This is a genomic window from Micromonospora sp. NPDC020750, from assembly GCF_044334565.1.
In the GTDB taxonomy this organism is placed as follows: Bacteria; Actinomycetota; Actinomycetes; order Mycobacteriales; family Micromonosporaceae; genus Micromonospora.
In genome coordinates this window covers 116,423-137,079 of record NZ_JBIRTH010000006.1, presented here as the reverse complement: position 1 = coordinate 137,079, position 20,657 = coordinate 116,423, and the positions used below count along the sequence as shown (strand labels likewise).

The following is a 20,657-nucleotide window of genomic DNA, read 5'->3' as shown; positions in this document are numbered from 1 at the left end:
TACGTGATCATGCCTACGAATCGTCAGTCAGAACAACCGTAAACCTTTGATTCGTAGGTCACGCCCCGCGAGTGCGGCGGGACACCTTCCGCAGCTTCGGCAACGTCCTGGCGAGGTGCGCCGCCCCAGCCACCGCGTACACCGCGTCGACGTTCCCGCCGCCCCGCCGGGTGAACACCCACCCGTCGCCGCGCTTCAACGGCTGTGCCCCGTCCACCTGCGCGTCGAGCATCGCCTGGCCGGAGTGCGCCAACGTCCGGGCCTTGATCTCCTTGCCCAGGCCCATGCACACCGCCGCCGACTCCCCGCGGATCTCCGCCACCGTCACCCCGCGCGGCGGCCACCCCCGCACCCCGTCCTTACGCCGGTCGGCGACCTTCGACGCCACCGCGGCGGCCGGGCCGGCCGGGAACCACCCGACCGTCTTCGGCTTCAGCCGCTCCACCCAGGCGGGCAGCTCCCGCTCCAAGGCCGACGCCGCGCCCGGCCCGGTCCACTCGTGCACCGTCTCCACCCGCACCCGGTCGTCGTCGAGCACGGCCGCCACGGCGAGCGTCGCGTGGGTCCCCTCCGGGTTCAGGTCGATGCACGCGGCCAGCCGCGCCCGCTCCCCGTCGAGGGCGCCGGCGTCGAGGCAGTCCCGCCACGCATCCGGGTCGATCGCCGGGTTCATCTGCTTCACCCGGATGCACATGTGCTCCGTCTTGAAGCCGCTCAGCGCCAGCCCGCCGGCGGCCTTCGCCCGCCGCGCGTTCGCGATCAGCTTCCGCGCGTCCTTCCGCCGGCCCATGTTCGGGTTCGCCGCCGCCAGGGCCTCCGCGTCCTCCGGGTCGGCGTCCTCCGGCGCCGACCACTCGAACAGCCCCAGCTGGTAGTCGCCCGGCATGTCCGGCGCGTCAATCAGCTCGGCCACGCCACGCTCGCCGGACTCCCGATCCCACCACTCGATGAACTCGCGCGCCGCGTCCTGGAGATCGTTCAGCACCACCGACCGGACATCGCCGGCGTTCGACAACGCCCACACCTGCGACCCCGGCCGGGCCGACGTCGCCGGCTCCGCCGCGTCCCACGCCTCGTACGAGTGGTGCTGACGCAGCTCGTCGGCCACCAGCCGGTCAATCGACAGCGACCGGCCGCCCTCCTCGTTCGACGCCGCGATCTTGTACCGGCACGCGTCGAGGTCGTCGACGTCCCCGCTCGGCGCGAACACCAACTCCTGCTCGCCGTTGGCCTTCCGCACACCGCCGCGCGCCGGGATGTCCTTCCGCAGCTGCGGGATCGACCGGGCCAGCTTCACCGCCTTGAGCCACGACTCGCGGGCATAGTCCAACTTCGTCGACGTGCCCAGCACCATCGCCAGCCGCGCCCGGAACAGCCAGAACAGGGTGAGCACCACCAGCAGCTCCGTCTTCCCGTTCTGCCTCGCGACCAGGATCACGATCGTCGAGAACCGCGGCGACCCATCCGGCAGCAACTCGCCCGCGTGGATCGCCAGCCACCGCTGCCACGGGTCGAGCGGGTGCCGCAGCGTGTCCCGGGCGAAGTCGTCGACCTCGAAGCCGTACGACGTCGCTGGCGAGAGCGCGCACCCACACCCGCACGGACCAGGCGGACCGACCACCAGCGGCGGCGTGAACAGCCGCGGCACGGTCGACCCGAGGACCAGCGGGTCAAGGACGGCAACGGTCACGGCAGGCTCCGGGTCGGCTCGGGGAGAGAGAAAAAGGACAGGACGCGGGTGTCCGGGGGGTCCCTGGTGGGGAAAAACCGCAGGTCATCGGTAGCCCATCTCGCGTAGCTCGGCGCATCGGTCGCATTCGTCGGGTGCGTACGTGTGGATGTGCAGCTCGAACGTCTCGCGGTCGTAGTGCTGCACGGTGCCGGGCTCTGGTCCGCCGGTCACTTCGCCTGTGCTCAGGTTCACCACGTACATCCGTGGCTGAGGACTGCTCACCATCGGGTCACCGCCTTGTTCGGTGGGTCGTTGTGCCGGGCCGGGTCGCCGATGTGGAGGTTGCAGGGTTCGCAGGCGGCGACGATGTGGCGTGGGTCGTCGCCGGTGACGGCTTTGCCGAGGGTGTGGTGGGCGTGGCCTCGGTCTGGTCCGGTGAGGTCGGCGATGCCGGTGCAGGTGTGTGGGCCTGGTGCTCGGTCGCACCATCCGTCGTCGTGGGCCCGGCAGCGGTAGTGGTCGCGTAGTAGCACCTGGGCGCGGAGTACGCGCCAGGCTCGGGTGCTGCCTCCTGCCCATGACTGGCTCATGATGCGCGTTGGTGGAGCTGGGTGACGGTGGCGAGGTGGCCCGCGGGTGGGGTGCTGGGTGGTGCGCCGCGGCGGCAGAGCGGGCAGCGGGGTTGGCCGTCGGGCCGGTTGCCGGCTTTCATCGCGGGCCCGTGGTCCGGGCAGCCGGCGGGCCGGGCGGGCGCGGGCGGCGGCTGCGTCTTCTCCTCGATGGCGGGATCGGGTTCGTCGACGGCCTCGCCTACGCGCGGAACGGTGACGGCCGTACGAACCCCGTTATCCGTCTGGCTGGGTGAACTACTTACTGGGTTGGTCTCTGGATAAGTAACGCGTGCCACCGGACCCCCCACATGCGTGCCACCGGACCCCCCACAAACATCTGTGGTGTGTCCACCGGACCCCCCACACGTTTCGGCGTCGGGCTCGTGTGGGGGGTCCACCGGATCCCCCACGGTGGGGTCGGTCGGGTCCTGTGGGGTGTCCACCGGACTCCCCATACCGGGTGGTGTGGGGTCTCCACCGGACCCCCCACGCTTGCCGCGTCGGCGCTCGTACACATTGATGGCGGCCATCTGCAAGGCGGCCGGCGAGAGGACGTCGACGGCGTCGAGCAGATCGCTCGGGAGGGTCAGCCGGTGCTCGTCGCCGCGGCGGTGCCGGCGGGACCGTGCGCGGACCCGCTCGGTCAGCCCCAGCTCGATCATCTTCCGCTTGACCGCTTGCGCGACCTGGAGCCCGACTTCGGCCTCGACTGCGATCGTGGCGTCGCCGGGCCAGATGTTGGTGCCGTCGGGGTCGGCGTGGGACGCCCAGGCCAGGGCGACGGCCTTGAAGGCGGTGGCAGACACCCCGCCGCGTGTGGCGCGGCCCTTCTCGCCGGTGCGGCCGCTGCCGGTGATGAGCCCGCCGAGGCGGGCGCGGAGGATGATCGAGATCCACTCGTGGCGGTCGACGGGCCGCAGCTCGCGGCCGGGCTGGTCGGTCGGGGTGGTCACCCGGGGTGCTCCTCGTGCTTGGTTCGGGTGGTGCGGTTGGCCCCCGGGCCCGCCGTGGTGGTCGGGGCCCGGGGGCCGGGTGGGTCAGCGGCCGATGCCGGCCTGGTAGACCCGGGGCTCGATGTGAACCGCCGGCCGGCCGCAGCCGGTCGAGGGGAGGTGCCGCAGCTCGACGTCGACGAGGCGCTCGTCGGTGAAGGTGGCGATGGTGATCGGCTGGCCGTTGGGGCAGAGGCAGGCGGCCGGACCGCCGGCGGCAGTCCGGTCCAGGGCGTCGAGCTGCCGGCGGATGCGGCCCTTCGGCATGTTGCGGGCGGGGCCGTTGGCAATCGGGGTCACGGTGCGGGTGTCTCCTTCGGATCGGGGGTCATCGGTTCCGCCGGCGGGCGGGGGCAGGGCCTCGGGCGGCGGCCTCGTTTCCGCACGTCGCGCAGACCGTCGGGTACCAGTCGACGCGGTCGACGCGGTACGGCTTGCCGGGCTTGAGGTTGCCGCCGCAGGCCTTGCCGCTGCCGGTGGGCGTGCGGCAGGTGCCGACGTGCTCGCGGCGACTGAGGGCGTCCATCCACGGGGCGGCGTTGATGCGGTGGGAGCCGGCGAGCCGAAACCGGCGCCAGATGTCGGGGCCGTCGAGGCGGGCGATCAGCGGGGCCTGGTGGGTCACCAGCTCACCCCGGGCAGCTCGACGGTCTCGCTGGGGCGCACGTACTCGTCCGGGTCGTACTCGTCGCTGACGCATCCGTGCCAGCAGTGGCCCTCGCAGTCCCAGCATTGGCCGGCGTGGCAGCGGTCGCAGACCAGGCCGTCGTCCACGGCTCAGCCCTCCGCCGCTGGCCGGCCGCATACCTGGCCGGCGCCCGGGGCGTGCCCGTGGCGGCGGCCGGCGGGGTCCTCGCAGTAGCAGCGGTCCTCGGCGGGCTTGGCGATGGTGACGACGTGCCCGCTGGTGGGCCGGTCGTCGGCGGGGACCGGCCAGGGCACGGTCCCCATCTGCCCGGTAGCCACGGCGTGCTCCAAACGGCGTTGCACGTCGAGCGGCACCGGGTCGCGGCCGAAGTTGAGGGGCTGGCCGGTGAGGAACGCGTCGAGCAGGTGGTGAACGTAGGGCGGGGTCGTGGTGGCGGTCTGGTCAGCGACCGTGCAGTAGCCGCCGGCGCCGTGGCGGTGCTCCGGCGTGCCGGGCTTGCAGGGGCACCGGTCGGGCTGGTGGCAGGTGCACGGACACGGGCCCGCCCACACGGCCGGCTCGGTGAGGACGTACACGGGCTTCCAGCCAGACTCCACGGGCCACTCGGCGTACCACTTGACGGTGCCGCTGTCGTGGACGTACAGGCGCTCGCGGCCCACGTGGACGGGGCGGATGCCGGCCGGGAACGCGGCGAGCCGGCCGGCGGCGGCCAGTGCGTCCAGGGCGGCGCGCAGCCCTTCCCGGTCGCAGCAGTCCTCGGCCTGGTCGTCGGTGCGGCACTGCGGCACCGGGAAATGGGCGCGCTCGTGTTCGGTCCAGGCCTTCGCGAACACGTCGTGCAGCTGGTCGACGTCGGTGTCGGTGTACGGGGGGATCGGGGCCTGGTCGGCATCCTCGTCCACCCCGGGCACGTAGCCCCAGGTGAAGGAGCCGATGCCGGGGACCTCGGCGGTGTGCCGGTCGCCGGAGTGGCCGGCCGGCTTGGTGCAGCGCCAGATGCCGGCGGGGTTGTCGGTCGCGCCGCAGTGGGCGTCGTGGGTGGTCTGGTCGGTCATGGTCATCTCCACCAGCGGGTACGGACGTAGGTACGGGTGCGGCGACGGCGGATCAGTCGGGGCACGAGGGGCCGGATCACCGCCGCCCGCACGATCGGATCGGTCACGGCCGCTCCCGCTCCGGGGCTGCCAGGCCGGGAATGCCGAGGGCTGCGCCGATGACGGCGACCGTCTCGCAAGGGCCCTCGCACAGCGGCTGCTCACACGAGCCGCACCACGGGCATCGGCAGTGGCAGTGCAGCGGCTCGGCCGCGCCGTCGGGCTGGTACCGGCCGAGACCGTGGCAGGTGAAGCAGTCCGGGTCGGGCCGGTTCGTGGGCGACGGGTACGACCGGTGCGCGGTCATCGCTGCGGCGACAACGGACACCAGCAGTGGGTCCGTGCCGGGCTGCGCGGTGCGCTCGCCGATGGCGTGGAGCGCCTGGTCGTGGGTGGCGATCAGCAGGGCCGTCACCGGCCGACCACCGGTCCGCCGACCACCGGGTGCCGCGGGTCGTCCCGCCACCCCCAGCACTCCGCGCACTGGGAATGGGTCAGCGGCCGGAACAGGTGCCGCCGCTGCGTACCGGCCAGCCGCCCGGACGTCAGCGGCAGCGCCCGGCGCGCTGCCTCCCGGTCGGCGGACGTGATCTTCGGGATGCCGGTCCGGGCTCGGTATCGCCTCAGTGCCTGCCGGTGTGCCACCTGGCAGGGCTCGCACGGGTCTTCGCCGGCGGCGTGGTGCCGCTTGTAGCCGGCGTCCTCGCCGCACCGGCCGGTGTCGGTCGGCGGCCGGCGCTCGATCGTGGTCGCGACGGTCATGCCGCCTCGGTCCTCTCGGTGTGGGCGCCGCCGCCGGCCCGGGTGGGCTTGGCGGCGGCGCGGTAACGCTCGTCGGGGCGGTCGGGGTGGCGCTCGTCGACGAGCGGACCGTGCCGCTCGTCGACGAGCACCCGGACCAGCCGGTCGCGGTCCTCGCTCATGGCCCGGACCGCCGCTTGTCCACAGCTGCCTTCCAGAGGCCGGTGAGGGCCTCGTACTCGTCGGCGATCGCGTCGTGCGACGCGGACGCCTCGAATCCGAGCTGCGCGGCCTGGTCGAGGTCCATGCCGCCGGGGAAGCCGACGGTCTGCCCGAGCACGCAGTTGCGGGGGCAGGCCAGGTGGAGCTGGGTGAGGTCGATGCGGTCGACCCAGCCGGGCACGACCGCGTCGAGCCACTCGATTCCCAGCTCGACCCGCTCGCGCAGCTCGCGGACGGTCATCACCGGGGCGGTCACGACGGCTCGCCCCCCTCGGCCGGCGGGGTGGTCCGGTACTCCACCCGCACCACCTCGTGCGCGTGCAGCCGCGTCAGGGTCAGCGGCCCGTCCGCGCCTTCCCACGGCAGCTCGTGTTCCTGGTTCTCCGTGAGCCCGACTCGGTACGACAACCCCCAGTGCTCGCCGGCCTCGTTGCGGACGACCAGCCAGTAGATGTCGTGCCAGCGGGACTGGCGGACGTGCTGGGTGCCCGCCCAGGTCCACGGGCCGGCGGTCGCACCCGCGCCGCCGTCCTCGTGCAGCTGCTCGGCGTGGTCCGGCTCGATGGTCGTCACAGCGGCTCACCGCCGTCGGAGAACGCCGGCTGGCCAGCCGCCTTGCGCTCCGCGCGCCGGGCCATCAGCTCGTCGGCGGACGCCTCCGGCACCTGCTCCTCGTCGCCGCCCGGGCCGCCGTCGCCGGGCGCGACGTCGAACAGCGTCGGGTCGCCCTCCAAGCTCTTGCCCGTCCGGTCCTGGTACCGCTCGGCCAGGATCTCCCGCACCCGGTCCGCCTGGACGCCGTCGACCGGCTCGACGTGCGTGATCTGGATCGTGGGGATCTCCACGCCCTCGCCGATCTCGTCCGTGACCCGCTTGACCTCGTACGCCACCACGGCGTACCGGGTGCCGCGCGGCTGCCCGACCAGAACGTCGGTGATGTAGTCGAGCCCGTTGAACTCCCGCTGCGCGCGAGTGAGCTGGGCACTGATCTTGACGGTCATGGGGTGGTGCTCTCCTCGGTGTTCGTCGGGGCCGGGGCGGTCGCTCCGGCTCTCCAGGTCAGGGCGAGGCGGTGCCAGCGCACCGCCGCGTGCAGGGCGATCGCCCTCGTGCGTCGGGCCTCATCGCGTTCGGCGGCGAGTCGCCGCACCTCGGCGTCGACGAGCCGTGCCAGCCACCTACGCATCGGCTGGCCGGTGGGCGACCAGCACGGTGACCGGGAACAGCGGGTGCTCGTGGTCGACCGGCACCGTGTACCGGGCGCCGCACCCCTCGGTGAGGCACTGGGATGCGTCGTACCGCCACATGACCCGGGTCGCGGCCGTCACGCCGGCGGTAACCGCCTCGTCGAGCTGCGTCTTGGTCCGCTGGGCACGCGTGGTGGCCCGGGCCAGGTCGGCGCGGAGCCGGTCGGCGGCGGCCCGCTCGGCGGCCAGCTCGCCGGCGAGGGCCTCGGCGCGTCGCTCGGCGTCCTCGGCCTGCCCGGCGGTGCGGTGGTGCGCCGCACGCTCGTCGGCGAGCTTGGCCGCGACCTCGTCGAGCAGCTGGGCGAACTTCTGCCGAGCCAGCTCGGTCTGCTCGTGCTTGCCCCGTTCGTCGGCCAGGTCGGCGCGGACCCGGCCTAGGATCGCGGCGGTGATCTGGTGCCCCGCGCGTTCCTCGGTCAGCTCGGCGGCGAGATCGGCTACCTGCTCGACGTACGCGGCCGGGTCGGCCACCACCGGCACCACGACGTCGTCCGCCTCGGTCGGGCCGGTCGGCGGCGGCTCGTACTGTCCGCACACCCCGCCGCAGTCGACGTGCCCGCAGCCGCCCTTGCCCCGCTTGTGCGACCACTGCGGGTGCGAGCAGTACCCGCACGGCCCCAGGTCCACCGGCGCGGTCACCGGGCACCGCCCTGGACGATGGGCACGACCGGGCCCGCCTCGGTGGCCAGGACCGGCCACTCCGGCGTCGACAGCGCCCGCCGGTTCGGCCCCGGCATGTGCGCCAGCGGCTGCCCGTACGCGGCCAACCCGAGCGTCAGCAATGCGACCGCGTCGGCCTGGTCCCCGTCCCGAGGGTCGATGTGCAGCAACGCGCCGTACGTCGCCAGGATCGCGGCGATCACCTTGTCCTTGGTGACCTTGTTCTCGCCCCTGGTCGTGCCCGACCCGGTCGCCCAGACCTTCAGCGTCGACGGCTGCACGTTGGCGACCGGGATGCCCTTCGTCCAGAGCCAGTGCAAGACGACACCGCGGAGCATGTGCAGCGGCCCGTCGCTGGCACCCGGCCGGCTGAAGCTGCCCTCCACCACGACCAGGTGCGGCCGGCAGCGCACCGCGGCGGCGACGTCGGCGAGGACGTGATGGATCTTCTTGTGCAAGTCCATGAGGCCGGTCTTCGCCGTGCGGCAGCCGAGCCGGGGCGTACCGTCGTGCCAGTGGGTGTGGGCGATCCCGGCCGCCGAGGTCGACAGGTCCAGGGCCACCATGCGGAGCGCGGTCATCAGTCCCACTCCCCGCAGTAGCAGCCGTCGCAGGACGTGCACACGTTGCAGCCGCGGCACTTGCTCGCCAGGTGGCAGCCGCAGATCGGGTTGCAGTCATGCTCCGAGGACCACGAGGACGGCCCCTGCCCTCCGCCGAGGGCGCGGTCGCGCTCGTAGTAGGCGGCTCCGTCGCTGCCGGTCCAGGTGCGGTCGTAGGCGATGCCGAGGGGGTCCCGGCTCGGCTCGGCGGTCACCGCGGCTCACCCGCCCCGCTGCCGGGCTGCGCCGTCTCGACGTCGTCCCACTCCGCCCCCGCCGACGGAACGGCGGGCCCGGCCGGCGCGGGCGCGGGCTGCTCCGGACCGGCCGGCACCGGCACCGCGGCGGCCTGCTGAGCGATCTCCGCCGCCGTCACCCGATTCGGGAACTCCTCGTCGGCCCGGGCCTCACCCCGCGAGATGGACCCGAACACCACTCCCAGCTCGGCGAGGTCGGCCGCAGTCCACTGGCCACGCGTGCGCCCCACCCGCGCCTCGATAGCCGTGACGCCGACGCCCAGTTCCTTGAAGCGGGTCACCATGTTCGCGATGCGCTCGGGCAGCGGCTTGCCGTCGCCGGTACGGAGCGTCCCCCGGCAGATGTCCTGCGCCTCGGCGACGAAGTCGGCGGGAAGGACGGTGAAGATGGACTCCCGGACCGCCCGCGCGCCGACGTTCTGGTTGTTCAGGTAGACGTCGCCCAGGTCGACGAGCGGCTTGCGTTCCTGCTGCCCGGTCGCCTGGTTCTTGACCATGCGCTGGTGCGGTACCTGGAGCGTGCGCGATGAGCGGACGTTGGTCTGCTGGTCCCAGGCGAACGCGCGCACCTCGGACACCCCACGGATGTCGTCGCGGAACAGCTCGTGCACGCCGTAGTCCAGGTTGCCCCAGATCCGGGCCAGCTCGCGGGCGAGGTGGACGGACGGCTTGTTCTTGCCTCGGTTGGGCACGGTGTAGAAGGCGCGTTCGGCGAGGCCGGTCCGGGCGCAGGCGGCCTTCATCTCGGCCCAGGCGCGGTTCATGTCTCGCGGGTTCATCTGGGCGACCTGGACGGCGGCGGCGACCTCGGCGACGGCGCGGGCCTGCTCGACGGCGGTCGCCTGGGTGGTGGCCATCGGGATCACGGCGGCCGGGGACAAACGCTCAGGGGTGCTCACTGCGATAGCTCCATCTCGTACTGGCGCTCCACCCATCCGGGGAGCGAGATCAGGGCAACGTCGTCGGTGTAGCCCGGCCACCGGCCGGACTGGACGCACTCGCGGTAGAGGTGCCGGGCCTCCCGGTTCAGGTGAGCGGCGATCTTCATCGCGAACGGGTCCGGCTGGGCCACCGTCACCAGGTACGGCGGCCGGCGCTCCTGGAAGATGAAGACGAACTGCGCGTCCTCGTTGGCCAGGCCCAACGCGCGCAGCCCGCCCAGGTACCAGTCGGCCTGCTGGTGGTAGCCGTGGTTCGCGATCGCCTTCTGCAGGTCGTCCGGGGCGGCACTGGCGCAGGTCTTGTAGTCGGGCACGATCAGTCGGCCCGGCCGGGACACGTCCAGCCAGTCCGTGCGACCTCGACACCAGATCCCGGTTTCCGGGTCGATCCAGAACAGGGACAGCTCCGGCTGGCCACCCTCGGGCCGCAGCAGGTTCGCCGCGGTGGGGTGCTCGCGGAGGGCGGCGGCCATCGCGTGGACGGTGGCGTAGTCGTCGGACAGCAGCGGCACCTTGCCCTCCGCGCGGGCGGTCGCGGCCTTGTCCTTCGCAGCGTTGGTGCGCCAGCTGTCGTGCTTGACTTCGACGATGCCGGGCCCGGCGCCCAGGACGAGGGTGTGGGCGGCGTGGCCCAGGTCGAACTCCCACTTCGGCGGCTGTGGGTTGTCTCGCCAGTGCCGGTAGAGGGCGGGGCAGGACGGGGACAGCAGCTTCCTGGCACCGGTGCTGGAGAGGCTGCCGACGGCGACGGGGTCGGCGTGGTAGGTGCCGTTGGGAACGTCGGTGTACACGCCGGGCTGGGTGACGGTCCAGGGCCGCGCGGCAGGGGTGTCCTGCCGCGCGGCGTCCGGGGTGGCGCTCTGCGTCATCGGGCGTGCTCCGCCTCGATCTCGCTGATGTGCACCAGGTAGCCGAGCCCGTCGACCTTGCCGTAGAGCACCTCGTCGTCGGTCGGGAGGTCGGCGAAGCCGCCGCGCGCCGCGTAGGTCAGCGCGGCCGGGTTGCCCACGCAGTCCATCCAGGACCGGCCGGCGACGTTGATCCACCAGTCTTCGACCCGGTATTCCTTGCCGCCGAGCTTGGCGACGTCGGCGCGGATGGTGACGGTCTGCCCGGCGAGGGGGCTGGTCGGCCGGGTCATCGGGCCACCGCCGCGCGGTACGCCGAGGACAGCTGGGCCGGGAGCACGTCCAGGGCGACGAGGATGTCGACGGCCTGCCGGACCGAGGTGACCGGGTACCGCTCGCGGCGGCCCTCAGAGCCCCAACCGCTCGGCCACTGCGACCCGACCTCAGCCGTCGGGCGGCGTCTGACGGTCAGTTCGTCGTGGTCCCACTCGACGACCGTGGTCGCGTCGCTGCCGAGCTGGGCGTTGGCCCACCCGATCCAGGTGCAGTGCCACCCGTTGGTGCGGGCCCAGCGGTGGACGTCGGCGAGCAACTGCCGGTCGGTGACGTCCACCGGCGCGGCGGCGGCCGCCGTCAGCCGGTCGACCTCGGCCAGCAGCGGTCGCGCGTCGGCCGCGAGCTGGTGGGCCAGGAACGCCTGGCTGCTGCCGGACGCGCCGGTGTACTGGGCGACGCGCCGGCGGATCCGGTCCAGGTCGGCGATCACCGGGCCACCGCCGGGACGGTCAGCTCGGCGATCAGCGCGTCGGCGATCAGCGCGGGGGCCAGGTCGCCGAGGCTGGCCAGCGGCGCATCGAGCGCGTCGACGGGCACGGTCACCAGCTCGGTCGACGCGGCGGCCGGGCAGACGACGGTGGGCAGCTGCTGGGTGCCGCCGGTCAGCGCCTCGGACGGCTCTGGGTCGGATACCGGCCGGGCTACGGGAGGGCGCAGGGCCCACAGGGCCGCGCCCAGCGGTGGCAGGTCAGTGATGGCGGGCATCGTGCTCCTCAGGCGTCGCGGGTGGTGAGCGGCAGATCGGGCTGGAGCAGCGCGGTGGCCACCGCCCGGGCGAGCGGGGTGGCTGGCAGGGCGTCGCGCACCCGCCGACGGCCGGCCACCGGGCCCGGCACGTCCACCGCCGGGTCGAACACCGCCAGCCGGCCCACGCCGGACCGCTTGGCCCGGTACATGGCCAGATCGGCGCGGCGGAGGGTGCCGGGCCGGTCGGCCGTAGCGATCCACGTCGCGCCGACGGCGGCGGTGACGGTGATCCGCTGCCCGCCCGGCAGCTGCACCGGCCAGCGCGGGGTGATCCCGGCGGTCAGCCAGCCGACGACGGCCAGCTCGTCGCCGCCGAGCCGGATGACCGTGCCGTAGTCGCGCAGCCGGCCGGCGACGGCGACGAGCACGGCGTCGCCGGCGTCGTGGCCGTAGCGGTCGTTGACCTGCTTGAAGCCGTCGAGGTCGAGGACCGCCAGGGTGTGCTCGGGGTGCACCGTCCGCCAGTGCTCGGCGAGCCCGTGGCGGTTGAGTGCCCCGGTGAGCGGGTCGGTGAGGGCGAGGCGCTGCCAGCGGTCCCGGTCAGCCCGTAGGTCGGCGGCGAGGGCCTCCAGCTCGGCGATGCGGCGCGCAGGGCTCAGCACGGCGGTCACTCCCCGGCCGGCTGCGGCGCGGCGGCCAGGGTGTCCGGCTCCGGCTCCGGCTCGCACTGCGTGTGGAAGTGAAGGCTCAACCCGTCCGCGACCGGACGCGACCCGGTCGCGATGGGAGTCTCCCCGCACAGCGTCACCTCGACGCCGAGGTACGCGGCCCACCGCTCCAGGTCCGCCCGCGAGCGGAGCACCCCGGGCGCGGCGTCGAACAGGCGCGCGGAAACCGGCAGCTGCTGCTCGACGATGTCGCTGGCGAGCTGCCGCAGCGCCGCCGCCAGCGCCTCCCGGCGGCCCGCATCCGTGTAGTAGCGAATCTCGGCGTCGGTCGCCAGACGCAGTTTCGCGCCCTCCGGGTGCCGGGACACCCACGGGTCGCCCGCGCCGAGCGGACGCAGGGTCAGGGCGTACATCTGGCTGCCCTCGCCGTTGTGGAAGGGCAGGTGGTGCACCAGCTCGTGCACACCGAGGTTGTCGCTGATGTGCTGGCCGATGGTCAGCTTCTCGACGGCCTGGCGGTTGGTAGGGTTCTCGTTCATCGACCTGTGCTCCTTCGGGAGTTGGGAGGGTCGGTACGCGCGGGTCGCCCATGCCGGGGTGGCCCGCGTCTTGCTGTCCGGGTGGCCGGCCGGAGCCCAGTCACGGCCAGCCACCCGGGGCTCGTGCGGTCAGGGCTTCGGCGGGGGCGGGTCGTACGGGCGCGGCGGCGGGGGCGGCGGCCTCGGCGGGATGAAGAACACGGCGTCCTCCTCTCGTGCTGGTGCGGACGGTGGGGACCGGCCCGCCGGTCGTAGCGATCGGCCGAGGTACGGGTGATCCCGGCGGGCCGGAAACTCAGGCGGTGCGGGCGGCTGCGCGGTTGGCCTTGTGGTCACGCCGACGCCGCTGACGCGGGGTCAGCTCCGCCGAGCCGGTCTGCCGGCGGTACCGGTCGACCCGCGCCTCGGCGGTCAGCGGGGTGACCATGCGGCCGGGGCCGGTCGTGCCGCCGTTGCCGCCGTTGGGGTGCGTCATGCTGCTTTTCCCTTCGCTTGCTGTTCGCGGGATTCCACGTACTTCTCGGCTGCCGACTCCCGGACGCGGATCCGCGCCTTCTTCGCGCCGGTCGCGGCCAGGTCGACGAACGCCAGGTCGCCGGCCCAGATCGCCCGGTAGACCGTCTGTTTGTCGACGCCCCACAGGTCGGCGACCTCGCTGACCTTCAGTAGCCGGACGCTCATGTCAGGCCGCCGGCTGGGTGGTGACGGTGAACAGGTCGTCCAGTCCCGGCGGCTCGTGCCCGTACTCAGCGAGCTTCGTTGCGTGGCGCTGGAGAGCAGCGACGCTGCGGGCCATGAAGACCTCGCCGACCACGCCGCCTCTGCGTGCGCGGCGCACCTGCCGAATGTTGATGCCGGTCTCGGCGGCGATCGCCGTGAGGGTGTCGCAGCCGATGAGCCGGAAGAGCAGCAGGTACTGCTTCACGTCGAGGTGTATCCCAGCCGCGTCCTGTGTAGCTGTGGTGCCCGTGTCCGTACTCACGGAGGAGACGGTACTAGGACACGGGCTACCTAGCAACCCCAGTGAACAGGTAACTTCACTGCTTCATTGCTTAGGACATGTATGTCCGTTACAGTGGCCCGCATGTCTGCTTTTCACACGCGCCGCCGCCGGGCCGAAGAGAAGGGGCGATCGACGCGAACGGTCAACTCTTCGCAGGCCACACGCCAGAAGATGCGCTGCCGACGCCGGCCGATCGGGCCTGCGATCAAGACCGTCTTCCGCACGACTCGCCTACTCCACCCGGACTCGCGTGTCCGGTACGCTTCAGACGTGGCAGAGGGCAGCATCGACCGTGAGTCCTGGGCCAAGGTCGTCTCGCAGCTCATCGCAGAAGAGACCGGCTCGCCGGCGAAGCCCCAGGGCAACAAGTCGCAGTTCGCGAACATCGTCGGCGTCACCTACAAGACGGTGCTGCGCTGGACGCAGGGATCGAGCGACGTCTCCGAGGACAGCGTCCGCCAGGTCGCCCGGGCTCTGCACATCTCGCCGCTCGCGCTGCTCGTCCAGGTCGGCTACTACACCGACGAGGACCTCGGAGCCGCCGCCTCGATCAGCACGCCCGCCGGCATCGACAAGGACGACCCCGCACTACGCGTCATCCTCGAAGCCGACGTGCCACCCCGCGCGCAGCAGCGGATGATCCAGCGCCTCCAGCAGTTGCGCGAACGCGACGCCGAGCGCCAGGTCGACGAGGTGCGGTGGTGGATCGACCAGAGCCGGGGCGCGTAGCCCGTGGCCTGGATCCGCCAGCTGCCCTCCGGAGTGTGGGCAGCCACCGTCAGGCTGCCCAAGGGCAGCGACCCCGACCGGGTCACCGAGACGCACAAGCTCAAGGGCGCCGTCCAGACGTGGGCCGCCGACCTTGAGGCGGACATCCGCAAGGGCGACTGGATCGACCCCCGCGCCGGCAAGAAGACGGTGGGGGAGTGCTGGGAGCAGTGGGGGACCACGAGCCGCCGGCTGGAGCAGGCAAGCCGCCGCCGCGACGCCTCCCACTGGAAGGTGCACGTCGCGCCGCGCTGGGCAAAGGTGCCGGTCGGGTCGATCCTCAAGCCGGACGTGACCGCATGGGTGGTCGAGATGGAGGACTCCCACAAGGCCACCTGCCGGGACCGGAAGACGTGCCGCAGCTGCAAGGCGGCGGTCGGCGCGGCCACCATCGAGGGTGCGGTCGGCGTGCTGCGCGCCGTCCTGGACCTGGCCGTCGACGCGAAGGTAATCCGTGACAACCCGGCCCGCGGCGTGAAGCGGCCGAAGCGCAACGCCCACGTCGACCGGGTCCTCGATCCCGCCGAGTCGCAGCAGCTCGTCGACGCGCTCGACCGCATCTTCCCCGGCCGGCCCGACGCCGCCCTGTTCATCGAACTGATCGAGGACACGGGAATGCGGTTTGAAGAAGCCGCCGCGATTCCACCCCAACTGGTTGACACGCGGAAGACGCGTATCCACATCGCGTGGGTAATGGAACGCGATGGCACTGTTCGGCCGTACGCGAAAAGCGCCGCCGGAAATCGCACGGTGACGTACGGGGATCATCTGGTAGCGCGCATCAAAGAAGCGAAGATCGCAGCACGTGAAGTGAAAGATGTGTTTCCGGGTGACAGCCCTGGCCGGCTGATGTTCACCAGCGAGAAGGGCGATCCGCTGCGCTACTCGAACTGGCACCGGCGGGTGTGGTTGCCGGCGTTGCGCGGGCTGCCGGAGCGGCCGACGGTGAAGGGTCACGCATACCGGGCGGCCGCCGCCGGCGCCGACCTGCCCGACCCGCAGCCGACGCCCCACGACCTGCGGCACACGTTCGGCACCCGGCTGGCCGACGAGGGCGTGCCGCTACACGACATCATGGCGCTGATGGGCCACGAGGACATCCGGTCGGCGCAGCGGTACCTGCACTCGAGGGAGGAGCGGTTCGAGCGGGCGAGGGCGGCGCTGCGGCGCGCTCGGGTAGTCGGATCGTGAGTCACCGGTGAGTCATGATCTTGAGATGGCATGTTGAAAGCGCCTACTCCTGCCTACGTTCGTCAGGGCTCCCGCGCAGGTCAGAATACGTTTGGCCAGGTCAGGGCATAGGCCCGGCATTCATTCACACCGAAGAGGTCGCTGGTTCGATACCAGCATCGCCCACGCAGGTCAAAGGCCACTTCCCGGAAACGGGAGGTGGCCTTTCTGCTGTCGTACAGCAGCGAAGTACAGCAACGGCGTCAGCGGCCGAGCGAGTCGCCGAGACGCTTGAGGGCTTGCCGGGTCGCCTTCGACGAGACCTGGGTGTAGATCTCCATCGTCACGGAGAAGCGGGCGTGGCGGAGGGTCTGCATGGCGACTCTCGGGTGTACGTCGAGGTCGGCGAGCAGGGTGGCGCAGGTGCGGCGGGCGTCGTGGACGGTGATCGGCGTGACTCCCGCCCTGTCGCACCGGGTCTGCCAGGAGCGTTGGAAGTTGCGCGGTTCGATGGGTGTGCCATAGCGGGTGGTGAATACGAGGCCGGATTCCTGCCACGCCTTTGCGGCGGCTTCCCGTGCCTCGTTGCGTTGTTCGCTCCGTAGCTTGAGTGCCCCCTCTACCGGGTTAGCCTGGTCGCATCGCAGCCGTCATCTGGGCTTGCTGTTTGGTGAGGAGCCTTACATGCCCCAGACGCCGCCGACCCCGCCAGCGCCGCTGCCGGAGCTGCCGTCACTCGGGTTGCGGTGTTCGTCAAGTCGTGTGCGGGCTTCAGTCGATGCCTGCTGGTTACGAACCCGGCCGTCGATATCGACTGGGGCTTTCCGGGTGCGGCGCCACAGCCAGACCGCTGCAACGACCGCCAACGCGATGATCAGGATCATGAGCCAACGCATGCCGACCTCCGTCTATTGAGCGACCACCAGCCCGATTGACAGCACGTGGACCTATCGCTGCTCTCAGTATGCGCAGCTCGAGTCAAGCGCCTTTGCCGGCCGTTCTCCGCGACGAGGTGCGGGTCTGAGTTCCGCTTCGACGTCTGACGCACGGGCTGGGTGACCAACTGGGTGACGACGGGCGCGGGCAGCGCTGGACGTCCATGGACTCCGGTGGACCGTTCGGCCAGCTCAGCCCTGCTGTTGGCGCAGCTCACCGACGGCCGATGGTTCCTTCATGCCGAAGCAGTCAGCCCTGTTGTTGTCGACAGCAACGGTGACAGCAACAGGGCCGAACAGCGCGAGCCGAAGCCGGCCGGCGGCGGATTGAAGCCTGATGTCAGAGACGTGCGGGGACGGTGCCGGACGGAGCGCCCAGAACTTGCAAGCGAGGGGTCAGGCAGCGAAGCAGCAGGAAGGCAGCGCGAGCGTCGACACAGGTCGACCATGAACCTGAACCGACGGCGTTCGGCACCTGCTCAGCAACGCGAAGCAGCACCAGTCGACAGTGCCCGACAGCTTCAGACCGCATCCCCCCGACGGGGGTCGCTGTTGGGTGTTCGTCTGGGTGACAGCCCGAACAGTGCGCCCAAGAGGCGTCGCCTGCGGCGCGTGGTGAGGCGTTCGGTGCGGATACTGGCGGGGTGGTGGAGAAGCAGGCGACGGAGTTGACCCGGTGGACCGTTCACGGCGAGCGGGTGGTGGACGACACCAGGCGGGCGCGGCTGAGCATCGCCGAGGTGGAGTTGCCCGACGGGGTTCGCTTCGAGCAGTACGTGATCCGGGCTCCCCGATCGGCCATGGTCGCCGTACTCGACGATCGGGAGCGCCTGCTGTTGATGCGGCGGCACCGGTTCGTGTTCGACCGGTGGGTGTGGGAGCTGCCCGGCGGCTACCTCGACGGCGACGAGCACCCGGCGCAGTGTGCGGTGCGGGAGGTCGAGGAGGAGACCGGCTGGCGACCCCAGGGGGTCGAGCCGTTGCTGTCCTTCCAACCGTGGGTCGGTACTGCGGACGCCGAGAATCTGCTGTTCCTCGCCCGGCAGGCCGAGTACATCGGCACACCCGTGGACGTGAACGAGGCGGAGCAGGTGGCCTGGATTCCGCTCGACGAGGCGTATGAGCTGGTGTCCCGGGGGGAGATCGTCGGTGCCGGCACGGTGATCGCGGTGCTGGAGCTGGTCGCGCGTAAGGCCCGGGGAGAGCTGTGATGATCAGCGCCGTGGGCCGAGGGTGGCGTCGATGCGGCCGGTGAAGTGCCGGACGGCGGGTAGTCGCCGGTGTGGGGCGAGTTGGGTTTGCAGGTCGCGGAGGTAGCGGACGGCTCTGGCGGAGCGGAGCTGGGTAGTGAGGGTCAGGGCTTCCGCGCCGATGGTGCAGGCCCGGTCGGGTTCGCCCTGTTGGGCGTGGAGGCTGGCGAGTAGGGCGAGGTTGAAGGCTTTGCCGCATACGTAGCGGTTGTCCATGTGTAGGGATCGGGCGGCGAAGCGTTCGGCCTGGGTGTTGCGGCCGAGGGCGTGGAAGCAGTGGCCGAACTTGGCCGACAGGTATGCCTCGTCGAGTAGCTGAGGCATTGCGGGTCGGTGCTGCGGTCGGCCCGGTCGAGGGCTTGTTCTGCCTGGTGCAGGGCGGCGGCGCAGGTCCGTTCGTCGTTGGCTTTGGCCAGTGCGTGGGCTTCCATGACGTGGGCTTCGGCGGTCAGGACGGGGACCCCGGCGCGGCGGGCGGTCTGGCCGGCGGCGCGGGCGGGTCGAGGCCGGTGGCGGGGCGACGCTCGACGGGGCGAGCTACGGGGGCCCACCAGCCAAACAACGGTGAGCAGTTGCCGCATTGTCGAAGCGGACCCGTCCCCCTCACCGAGGGAAACGGGATCCCTTTTCGTGTCGGCGGTGCTCTCGCAGGCCGGGCCGCTGTCGTCTCCCGGACACTCCCGGGCGGGCACCGCCGCTAGGGTGCCCCGATGATCCGCGCCCTCCCCGCCACCGCCGTCCTCGTCGCCCTGGCCGCCGCGCTGGCCGGCTGCTCCAGCGACAGCGAGCCCGCAGCCGCCCCGCCGTCCGCCAGCGCGCCCGCCACGGCGGCGCCGGCTACGACCGGCCCAGACGACCGGCGAGGCTGCCACGCCCTCTCCGCCACCCCCGCCAAGGCCCACCCCATCGCGCACCGAGACGCTGGCGCGCTCGCCGCCGGGGCCGCCGATCCGGACATCAAGAAGGCTGGCATCGACCTGGTCAACGCGGTCAACGACCTGGAGAGCAAGAAGAGCACCGAGGCGAACCTCGCGCTCGACCGGGCGCGGATCGCCCTCGCGACCGCGTGCGGGGCGAAGTTCGGCGACGGCCCCTGGTAGCCCCTGAACAGCACGAAGCGGCCCCGACCTCCATCAGGGAGGCCGGGCTGTGGTGTGTCGGGCCACCGTAAGGAACGGGCTCGGCCAGCGCTTCGAAGCGCTTGAACCCGCACCAGCGCGGTGGACACCGTGGGCGATGGCGACGTCACCAGCGGATCGGGATCGGGTGCGACGAGCAGAGCGTGGCGACGGCGACGGGCCGGACATCGGCGCGGCGTACACGGTCATGCTCGGCTGGCACGCTCTGGTGATCATCGCCTACTTCGTCATCCTGGGCCGACAATCGACACTAAGGGTGCGGTACGACAACTCACCGTTTGAAGACATGCTGATCCTCGGCGCCAACACTGCGCCGGTGCTCCTCGGCACCCTGCTGGCTGGTCTGGTCCTGCTCCGGAGACTCCTGGCGAAGAGCCGGATCAGCTCGACGGTTGGGCTCGGCACCGCCGCCGCGTCACCGACCCTCCTGTTTGTGGCGGCGGTCGCCGGCCCTGCCCTACGTTGAGGATCACCCCCACCCGGTCGACCTGCTCAACCGGGAGCGGATCAGGAAGCGGACGCCCTCCGGCGCCTCCAGGGAGAAGCCGCTGCCCCCGGCCGGGCACCACATCCCACCCGGGTGCAGCGGGCGCAGTTGTGGGTGGAGAGCATCCGTACCGCACTGACCATCGATGCCGCCGTAACTGGCCCGTTCGCCTAGCAACATCTATCCGCTTAAGATCAGAGGCGTGAATTCCGCCCTCGACACCCTGCCGAAGATCGGTGCGCCAGCGACGCGGGTTCTGAACAATGCCGGCTATTCAACGCTGCGTGACCTTGTGGGGGTGCCGCGCGCCGAGTTGGCCAAGCTGCATGGCGTGGGGCCGAGAGCGCTCGGGATCATCCAGAGTGCGTTGGAGCAGTGCAACCTGACTCTGGGATAGTGCTTCCTCCCCCGTCGCAGCGCGCCAAGCAACTCGGCGGCCGGCTGCCGGCCTGTGATGCGACAGTTGATATGCGACACAACTTCGCCAGGTGATGTGCGACCTTGTCCGGCGATCTGGGGGCGGGTGACGTAGCCGCCAACGAAACGTCCGATTATGCCGATGAGTGGGCGTGCAGGTTGGGCAGCCGCTCAGCATGCGTCCCTTCCCAGACGCGCAAACTCGTCGAGAGGGATGCTTCCCTGCACCTCGTCGTTGTCCACGATGTCGGTAATCAGGACCGATCCGGGCCGCAGGCCGGCCAGTTCGGCGAGCCGGAAGGTCACTGAACGGGAGGCGAAGCTCTTGTTGCTGGCGATTCCAAACAGTCGAAAAGCCGCGTGCGGGTCAGTGGCATCTCCAGGCGGGAAGCCCACCAGGCGCACGGTGGTCGGCGAGGTCGCGTCACGCGGCACGGCATGCCGTCGTTCCGGCCAGTGCCAGTTCGTGGACGGCGTCGGCACGTCGGACGGGTCAGGCGAAGACGAGTCTTCTTCAGCAAGGAGCAACACAACGTCTGGCGGCCGGTCCGCGCACCAGGCCAGAGCCGCGAGCGGCTGGCCGTCGGCGTCCATGGTTAGGCCGGTGATGCCTTTGATCTCGGGGGTGCAGGAGGTCAACCCGGCCATTACGAGCAGGACGGCGGCCATCGAAGCGACGATCCGGCGCGTCCTCGTCAGCATCTGAACAGCCACGCTCCGAC

The 20,657-nt window shown here is 71.6% G+C and carries 36 protein-coding genes and 3 pseudogenes; 6 read left to right on the top strand and 33 right to left on the bottom strand.

What is annotated here, in order from left to right:
* Positions 1–58: 58 nt before the first annotated feature.
* The 28 genes from ACH4T9_RS19935 to ACH4T9_RS19800 all read right to left on the bottom strand — a co-directional run bounded on the left by ACH4T9_RS19935 (position 59) and on the right by ACH4T9_RS19800 (position 13,691).
* Complete coding sequence (locus ACH4T9_RS19935; protein ID WP_396673189.1) at positions 59–1,690, bottom strand: terminase; 1,632 nt, start codon at positions 1,688–1,690, stop codon at positions 59–61.
* Between the two features lie 84 nt (positions 1,691–1,774).
* A complete protein-coding gene (locus ACH4T9_RS19930; protein ID WP_396673188.1) occupies positions 1,775–1,903 on the bottom strand; it encodes a hypothetical protein in 129 nt (42 codons plus the stop codon).
* A gap of 47 nt (positions 1,904–1,950) precedes the next feature.
* Positions 1,951–2,262, bottom strand: coding sequence for an HNH endonuclease (locus ACH4T9_RS19925; RefSeq protein ID WP_396673187.1), 312 nt, complete (start codon positions 2,260–2,262; stop codon positions 1,951–1,953).
* Positions 2,259–3,236 carry a hypothetical protein gene (locus ACH4T9_RS19920; RefSeq protein WP_396673186.1) on the bottom strand — a complete coding sequence of 326 codons (978 nt, stop codon included), beginning with the start codon at positions 3,234–3,236 and terminating at the stop codon, positions 2,259–2,261. The genes ACH4T9_RS19925 and ACH4T9_RS19920 overlap by 4 nt, the downstream gene beginning before the upstream one ends.
* 84 nt (positions 3,237–3,320) lie before the next feature.
* Positions 3,321–3,575, bottom strand: coding sequence for a hypothetical protein (locus tag ACH4T9_RS19915; protein WP_396673185.1), 255 nt, complete (start codon positions 3,573–3,575; stop codon positions 3,321–3,323).
* A 28-nt stretch (positions 3,576–3,603) separates the two neighbouring features.
* On the bottom strand, positions 3,604–3,900 hold the full coding sequence (locus tag ACH4T9_RS19910; protein ID WP_396673184.1) for a hypothetical protein: 297 nt from the start codon (positions 3,898–3,900) through the stop codon (positions 3,604–3,606).
* Complete coding sequence (locus tag ACH4T9_RS19905) at positions 3,897–4,049, bottom strand: hypothetical protein (RefSeq protein ID WP_396673183.1); 153 nt, start codon at positions 4,047–4,049, stop codon at positions 3,897–3,899. The genes ACH4T9_RS19910 and ACH4T9_RS19905 overlap by 4 nt, the downstream gene beginning before the upstream one ends.
* Positions 4,050–4,052: 3 nt before the next feature.
* Positions 4,053–4,979 carry a hypothetical protein gene (locus ACH4T9_RS19900; RefSeq protein WP_396673182.1) on the bottom strand — a complete coding sequence of 309 codons (927 nt, stop codon included), beginning with the start codon at positions 4,977–4,979 and terminating at the stop codon, positions 4,053–4,055.
* A gap of 103 nt (positions 4,980–5,082) precedes the next feature.
* The gene (locus ACH4T9_RS19895; protein ID WP_396673181.1) at positions 5,083–5,433 is read right to left on the bottom strand and encodes a hypothetical protein; all 351 of its coding nucleotides are present in this window, start codon (positions 5,431–5,433) and stop codon (positions 5,083–5,085) included.
* Complete coding sequence (locus ACH4T9_RS19890) at positions 5,430–5,780, bottom strand: hypothetical protein (protein WP_396673180.1); 351 nt, start codon at positions 5,778–5,780, stop codon at positions 5,430–5,432. The genes ACH4T9_RS19895 and ACH4T9_RS19890 overlap by 4 nt, the downstream gene beginning before the upstream one ends.
* Positions 5,777–5,941: a hypothetical protein gene (locus ACH4T9_RS19885; protein ID WP_396673179.1), complete on the bottom strand. Its 165-nt coding sequence runs from the start codon at positions 5,939–5,941 to the stop codon at positions 5,777–5,779. The genes ACH4T9_RS19890 and ACH4T9_RS19885 overlap by 4 nt, the downstream gene beginning before the upstream one ends.
* Positions 5,938–6,237, bottom strand: coding sequence for a hypothetical protein (locus tag ACH4T9_RS19880; RefSeq protein ID WP_396673178.1), 300 nt, complete (start codon positions 6,235–6,237; stop codon positions 5,938–5,940). Before ACH4T9_RS19880 ends, ACH4T9_RS19885 begins: the two co-directional genes overlap by 4 nt.
* Positions 6,234–6,554, bottom strand: a complete 321-nt coding sequence (locus ACH4T9_RS19875) for a hypothetical protein (protein ID WP_396673177.1) — start codon at positions 6,552–6,554, stop codon at positions 6,234–6,236. Before ACH4T9_RS19875 ends, ACH4T9_RS19880 begins: the two co-directional genes overlap by 4 nt.
* A complete protein-coding gene (locus tag ACH4T9_RS19870; protein ID WP_396673176.1) occupies positions 6,551–6,982 on the bottom strand; it encodes a hypothetical protein in 432 nt (143 codons plus the stop codon). The genes ACH4T9_RS19875 and ACH4T9_RS19870 overlap by 4 nt, the downstream gene beginning before the upstream one ends.
* Positions 6,979–7,167, bottom strand: coding sequence for a hypothetical protein (locus ACH4T9_RS19865; protein ID WP_396673175.1), 189 nt, complete (start codon positions 7,165–7,167; stop codon positions 6,979–6,981). Before ACH4T9_RS19865 ends, ACH4T9_RS19870 begins: the two co-directional genes overlap by 4 nt.
* Positions 7,160–7,867 (bottom strand): hypothetical protein, encoded by a 708-nt coding sequence (locus tag ACH4T9_RS19860; RefSeq protein WP_396673174.1) that lies wholly within the window; start codon positions 7,865–7,867, stop codon positions 7,160–7,162. Before ACH4T9_RS19860 ends, ACH4T9_RS19865 begins: the two co-directional genes overlap by 8 nt.
* Entirely contained in the window at positions 7,864–8,469 is a 606-nt protein-coding gene (locus ACH4T9_RS19855; protein ID WP_396673173.1) for a hypothetical protein, read from the bottom strand. Before ACH4T9_RS19855 ends, ACH4T9_RS19860 begins: the two co-directional genes overlap by 4 nt.
* Positions 8,469–8,705: a hypothetical protein gene (locus tag ACH4T9_RS19850; protein ID WP_396673172.1), complete on the bottom strand. Its 237-nt coding sequence runs from the start codon at positions 8,703–8,705 to the stop codon at positions 8,469–8,471. Before ACH4T9_RS19850 ends, ACH4T9_RS19855 begins: the two co-directional genes overlap by 1 nt.
* A complete protein-coding gene (locus ACH4T9_RS19845) occupies positions 8,702–9,646 on the bottom strand; it encodes a hypothetical protein (RefSeq protein ID WP_396673171.1) in 945 nt (314 codons plus the stop codon). Before ACH4T9_RS19845 ends, ACH4T9_RS19850 begins: the two co-directional genes overlap by 4 nt.
* Positions 9,643–10,557 carry a PD-(D/E)XK nuclease-like domain-containing protein gene (locus ACH4T9_RS19840; protein WP_396673170.1) on the bottom strand — a complete coding sequence of 305 codons (915 nt, stop codon included), beginning with the start codon at positions 10,555–10,557 and terminating at the stop codon, positions 9,643–9,645. Before ACH4T9_RS19840 ends, ACH4T9_RS19845 begins: the two co-directional genes overlap by 4 nt.
* Positions 10,554–10,829, bottom strand: coding sequence for a hypothetical protein (locus ACH4T9_RS19835; protein WP_396673169.1), 276 nt, complete (start codon positions 10,827–10,829; stop codon positions 10,554–10,556). The genes ACH4T9_RS19840 and ACH4T9_RS19835 overlap by 4 nt, the downstream gene beginning before the upstream one ends.
* A complete protein-coding gene (locus tag ACH4T9_RS19830) occupies positions 10,826–11,302 on the bottom strand; it encodes a hypothetical protein (RefSeq protein WP_396673168.1) in 477 nt (158 codons plus the stop codon). The genes ACH4T9_RS19835 and ACH4T9_RS19830 overlap by 4 nt, the downstream gene beginning before the upstream one ends.
* A complete protein-coding gene (locus ACH4T9_RS19825; RefSeq protein ID WP_396673166.1) occupies positions 11,299–11,577 on the bottom strand; it encodes a hypothetical protein in 279 nt (92 codons plus the stop codon). The genes ACH4T9_RS19830 and ACH4T9_RS19825 overlap by 4 nt, the downstream gene beginning before the upstream one ends.
* Positions 11,578–11,585: 8 nt before the next feature.
* The gene (locus ACH4T9_RS19820) at positions 11,586–12,221 is read right to left on the bottom strand and encodes a diguanylate cyclase (RefSeq protein WP_396673165.1); all 636 of its coding nucleotides are present in this window, start codon (positions 12,219–12,221) and stop codon (positions 11,586–11,588) included.
* Between the two features lie 5 nt (positions 12,222–12,226).
* A complete protein-coding gene (locus ACH4T9_RS19815) occupies positions 12,227–12,766 on the bottom strand; it encodes a hypothetical protein (protein ID WP_396673164.1) in 540 nt (179 codons plus the stop codon).
* Positions 12,767–13,061: 295 nt separating this feature from the next.
* On the bottom strand, positions 13,062–13,241 hold the full coding sequence (locus tag ACH4T9_RS19810) for a hypothetical protein (protein ID WP_396673163.1): 180 nt from the start codon (positions 13,239–13,241) through the stop codon (positions 13,062–13,064).
* On the bottom strand, positions 13,238–13,447 hold the full coding sequence (locus tag ACH4T9_RS19805; protein ID WP_396673162.1) for a helix-turn-helix domain-containing protein: 210 nt from the start codon (positions 13,445–13,447) through the stop codon (positions 13,238–13,240). Before ACH4T9_RS19805 ends, ACH4T9_RS19810 begins: the two co-directional genes overlap by 4 nt.
* Before the next feature lies 1 nt (position 13,448).
* Positions 13,449–13,691 (bottom strand): hypothetical protein, encoded by a 243-nt coding sequence (locus ACH4T9_RS19800; RefSeq protein ID WP_396673161.1) that lies wholly within the window; start codon positions 13,689–13,691, stop codon positions 13,449–13,451.
* Positions 13,692–14,039: 348 nt separating this feature from the next.
* Here ACH4T9_RS19800 and ACH4T9_RS19795 point away from each other — a divergent pair, with 348 nt between their 5' ends.
* Positions 14,040–14,498 (top strand): hypothetical protein, encoded by a 459-nt coding sequence (locus ACH4T9_RS19795; RefSeq protein WP_396673160.1) that lies wholly within the window; start codon positions 14,040–14,042, stop codon positions 14,496–14,498.
* Positions 14,499–14,501: 3 nt separating this feature from the next.
* Positions 14,502–15,728, top strand: coding sequence for a tyrosine-type recombinase/integrase (locus tag ACH4T9_RS19790; protein WP_396673159.1), 1,227 nt, complete (start codon positions 14,502–14,504; stop codon positions 15,726–15,728).
* Positions 15,729–15,970: 242 nt separating this feature from the next.
* Here the strand turns inward: ACH4T9_RS19790 and ACH4T9_RS19785 are convergent.
* Positions 15,971–16,321 (bottom strand): annotated as a pseudogene (locus tag ACH4T9_RS19785) (tyrosine-type recombinase/integrase); the annotation flags it as partial.
* A gap of 66 nt (positions 16,322–16,387) precedes the next feature.
* On the bottom strand, positions 16,388–16,603 hold the full coding sequence (locus ACH4T9_RS19780) for a hypothetical protein (RefSeq protein ID WP_396673158.1): 216 nt from the start codon (positions 16,601–16,603) through the stop codon (positions 16,388–16,390).
* 683 nt (positions 16,604–17,286) lie between these two features.
* On the opposite strand from ACH4T9_RS19780, the gene ACH4T9_RS19775 reads away from it, so the two are divergent.
* Entirely contained in the window at positions 17,287–17,853 is a 567-nt protein-coding gene (locus tag ACH4T9_RS19775) for an NUDIX hydrolase (protein WP_396673156.1), read from the top strand.
* 3 nt (positions 17,854–17,856) lie between these two features.
* On the opposite strand, the pseudogene ACH4T9_RS19770 reads toward ACH4T9_RS19775, so the two are convergent.
* Positions 17,857–18,389, bottom strand: a pseudogene (locus ACH4T9_RS19770) (XRE family transcriptional regulator); the annotation flags it as partial.
* Positions 18,390–18,602: 213 nt separating this feature from the next.
* On the opposite strand from ACH4T9_RS19770, the gene ACH4T9_RS19765 reads away from it, so the two are divergent.
* Positions 18,603–18,992 carry a hypothetical protein gene (locus ACH4T9_RS19765; protein WP_396673155.1) on the top strand — a complete coding sequence of 130 codons (390 nt, stop codon included), beginning with the start codon at positions 18,603–18,605 and terminating at the stop codon, positions 18,990–18,992.
* A 166-nt stretch (positions 18,993–19,158) separates the two neighbouring features.
* Complete coding sequence (locus ACH4T9_RS19760; protein ID WP_396673154.1) at positions 19,159–19,497, top strand: hypothetical protein; 339 nt, start codon at positions 19,159–19,161, stop codon at positions 19,495–19,497.
* A gap of 3 nt (positions 19,498–19,500) precedes the next feature.
* Here the strand turns inward: ACH4T9_RS19760 and ACH4T9_RS19755 are convergent.
* Positions 19,501–19,603 (bottom strand): annotated as a pseudogene (locus ACH4T9_RS19755) (DUF779 domain-containing protein); the annotation flags it as partial.
* Between the two features lie 117 nt (positions 19,604–19,720).
* Between ACH4T9_RS19755 and ACH4T9_RS19750 the strand changes: the two are divergent.
* Positions 19,721–19,915: a DNA-binding protein gene (locus tag ACH4T9_RS19750; protein ID WP_396673153.1), complete on the top strand. Its 195-nt coding sequence runs from the start codon at positions 19,721–19,723 to the stop codon at positions 19,913–19,915.
* 191 nt (positions 19,916–20,106) lie between these two features.
* On the opposite strand, the gene ACH4T9_RS19745 is transcribed toward ACH4T9_RS19750, so the two are convergent.
* Complete coding sequence (locus tag ACH4T9_RS19745; RefSeq protein WP_396673152.1) at positions 20,107–20,649, bottom strand: hypothetical protein; 543 nt, start codon at positions 20,647–20,649, stop codon at positions 20,107–20,109.
* Positions 20,650–20,657: the final 8 nt, after the last annotated feature.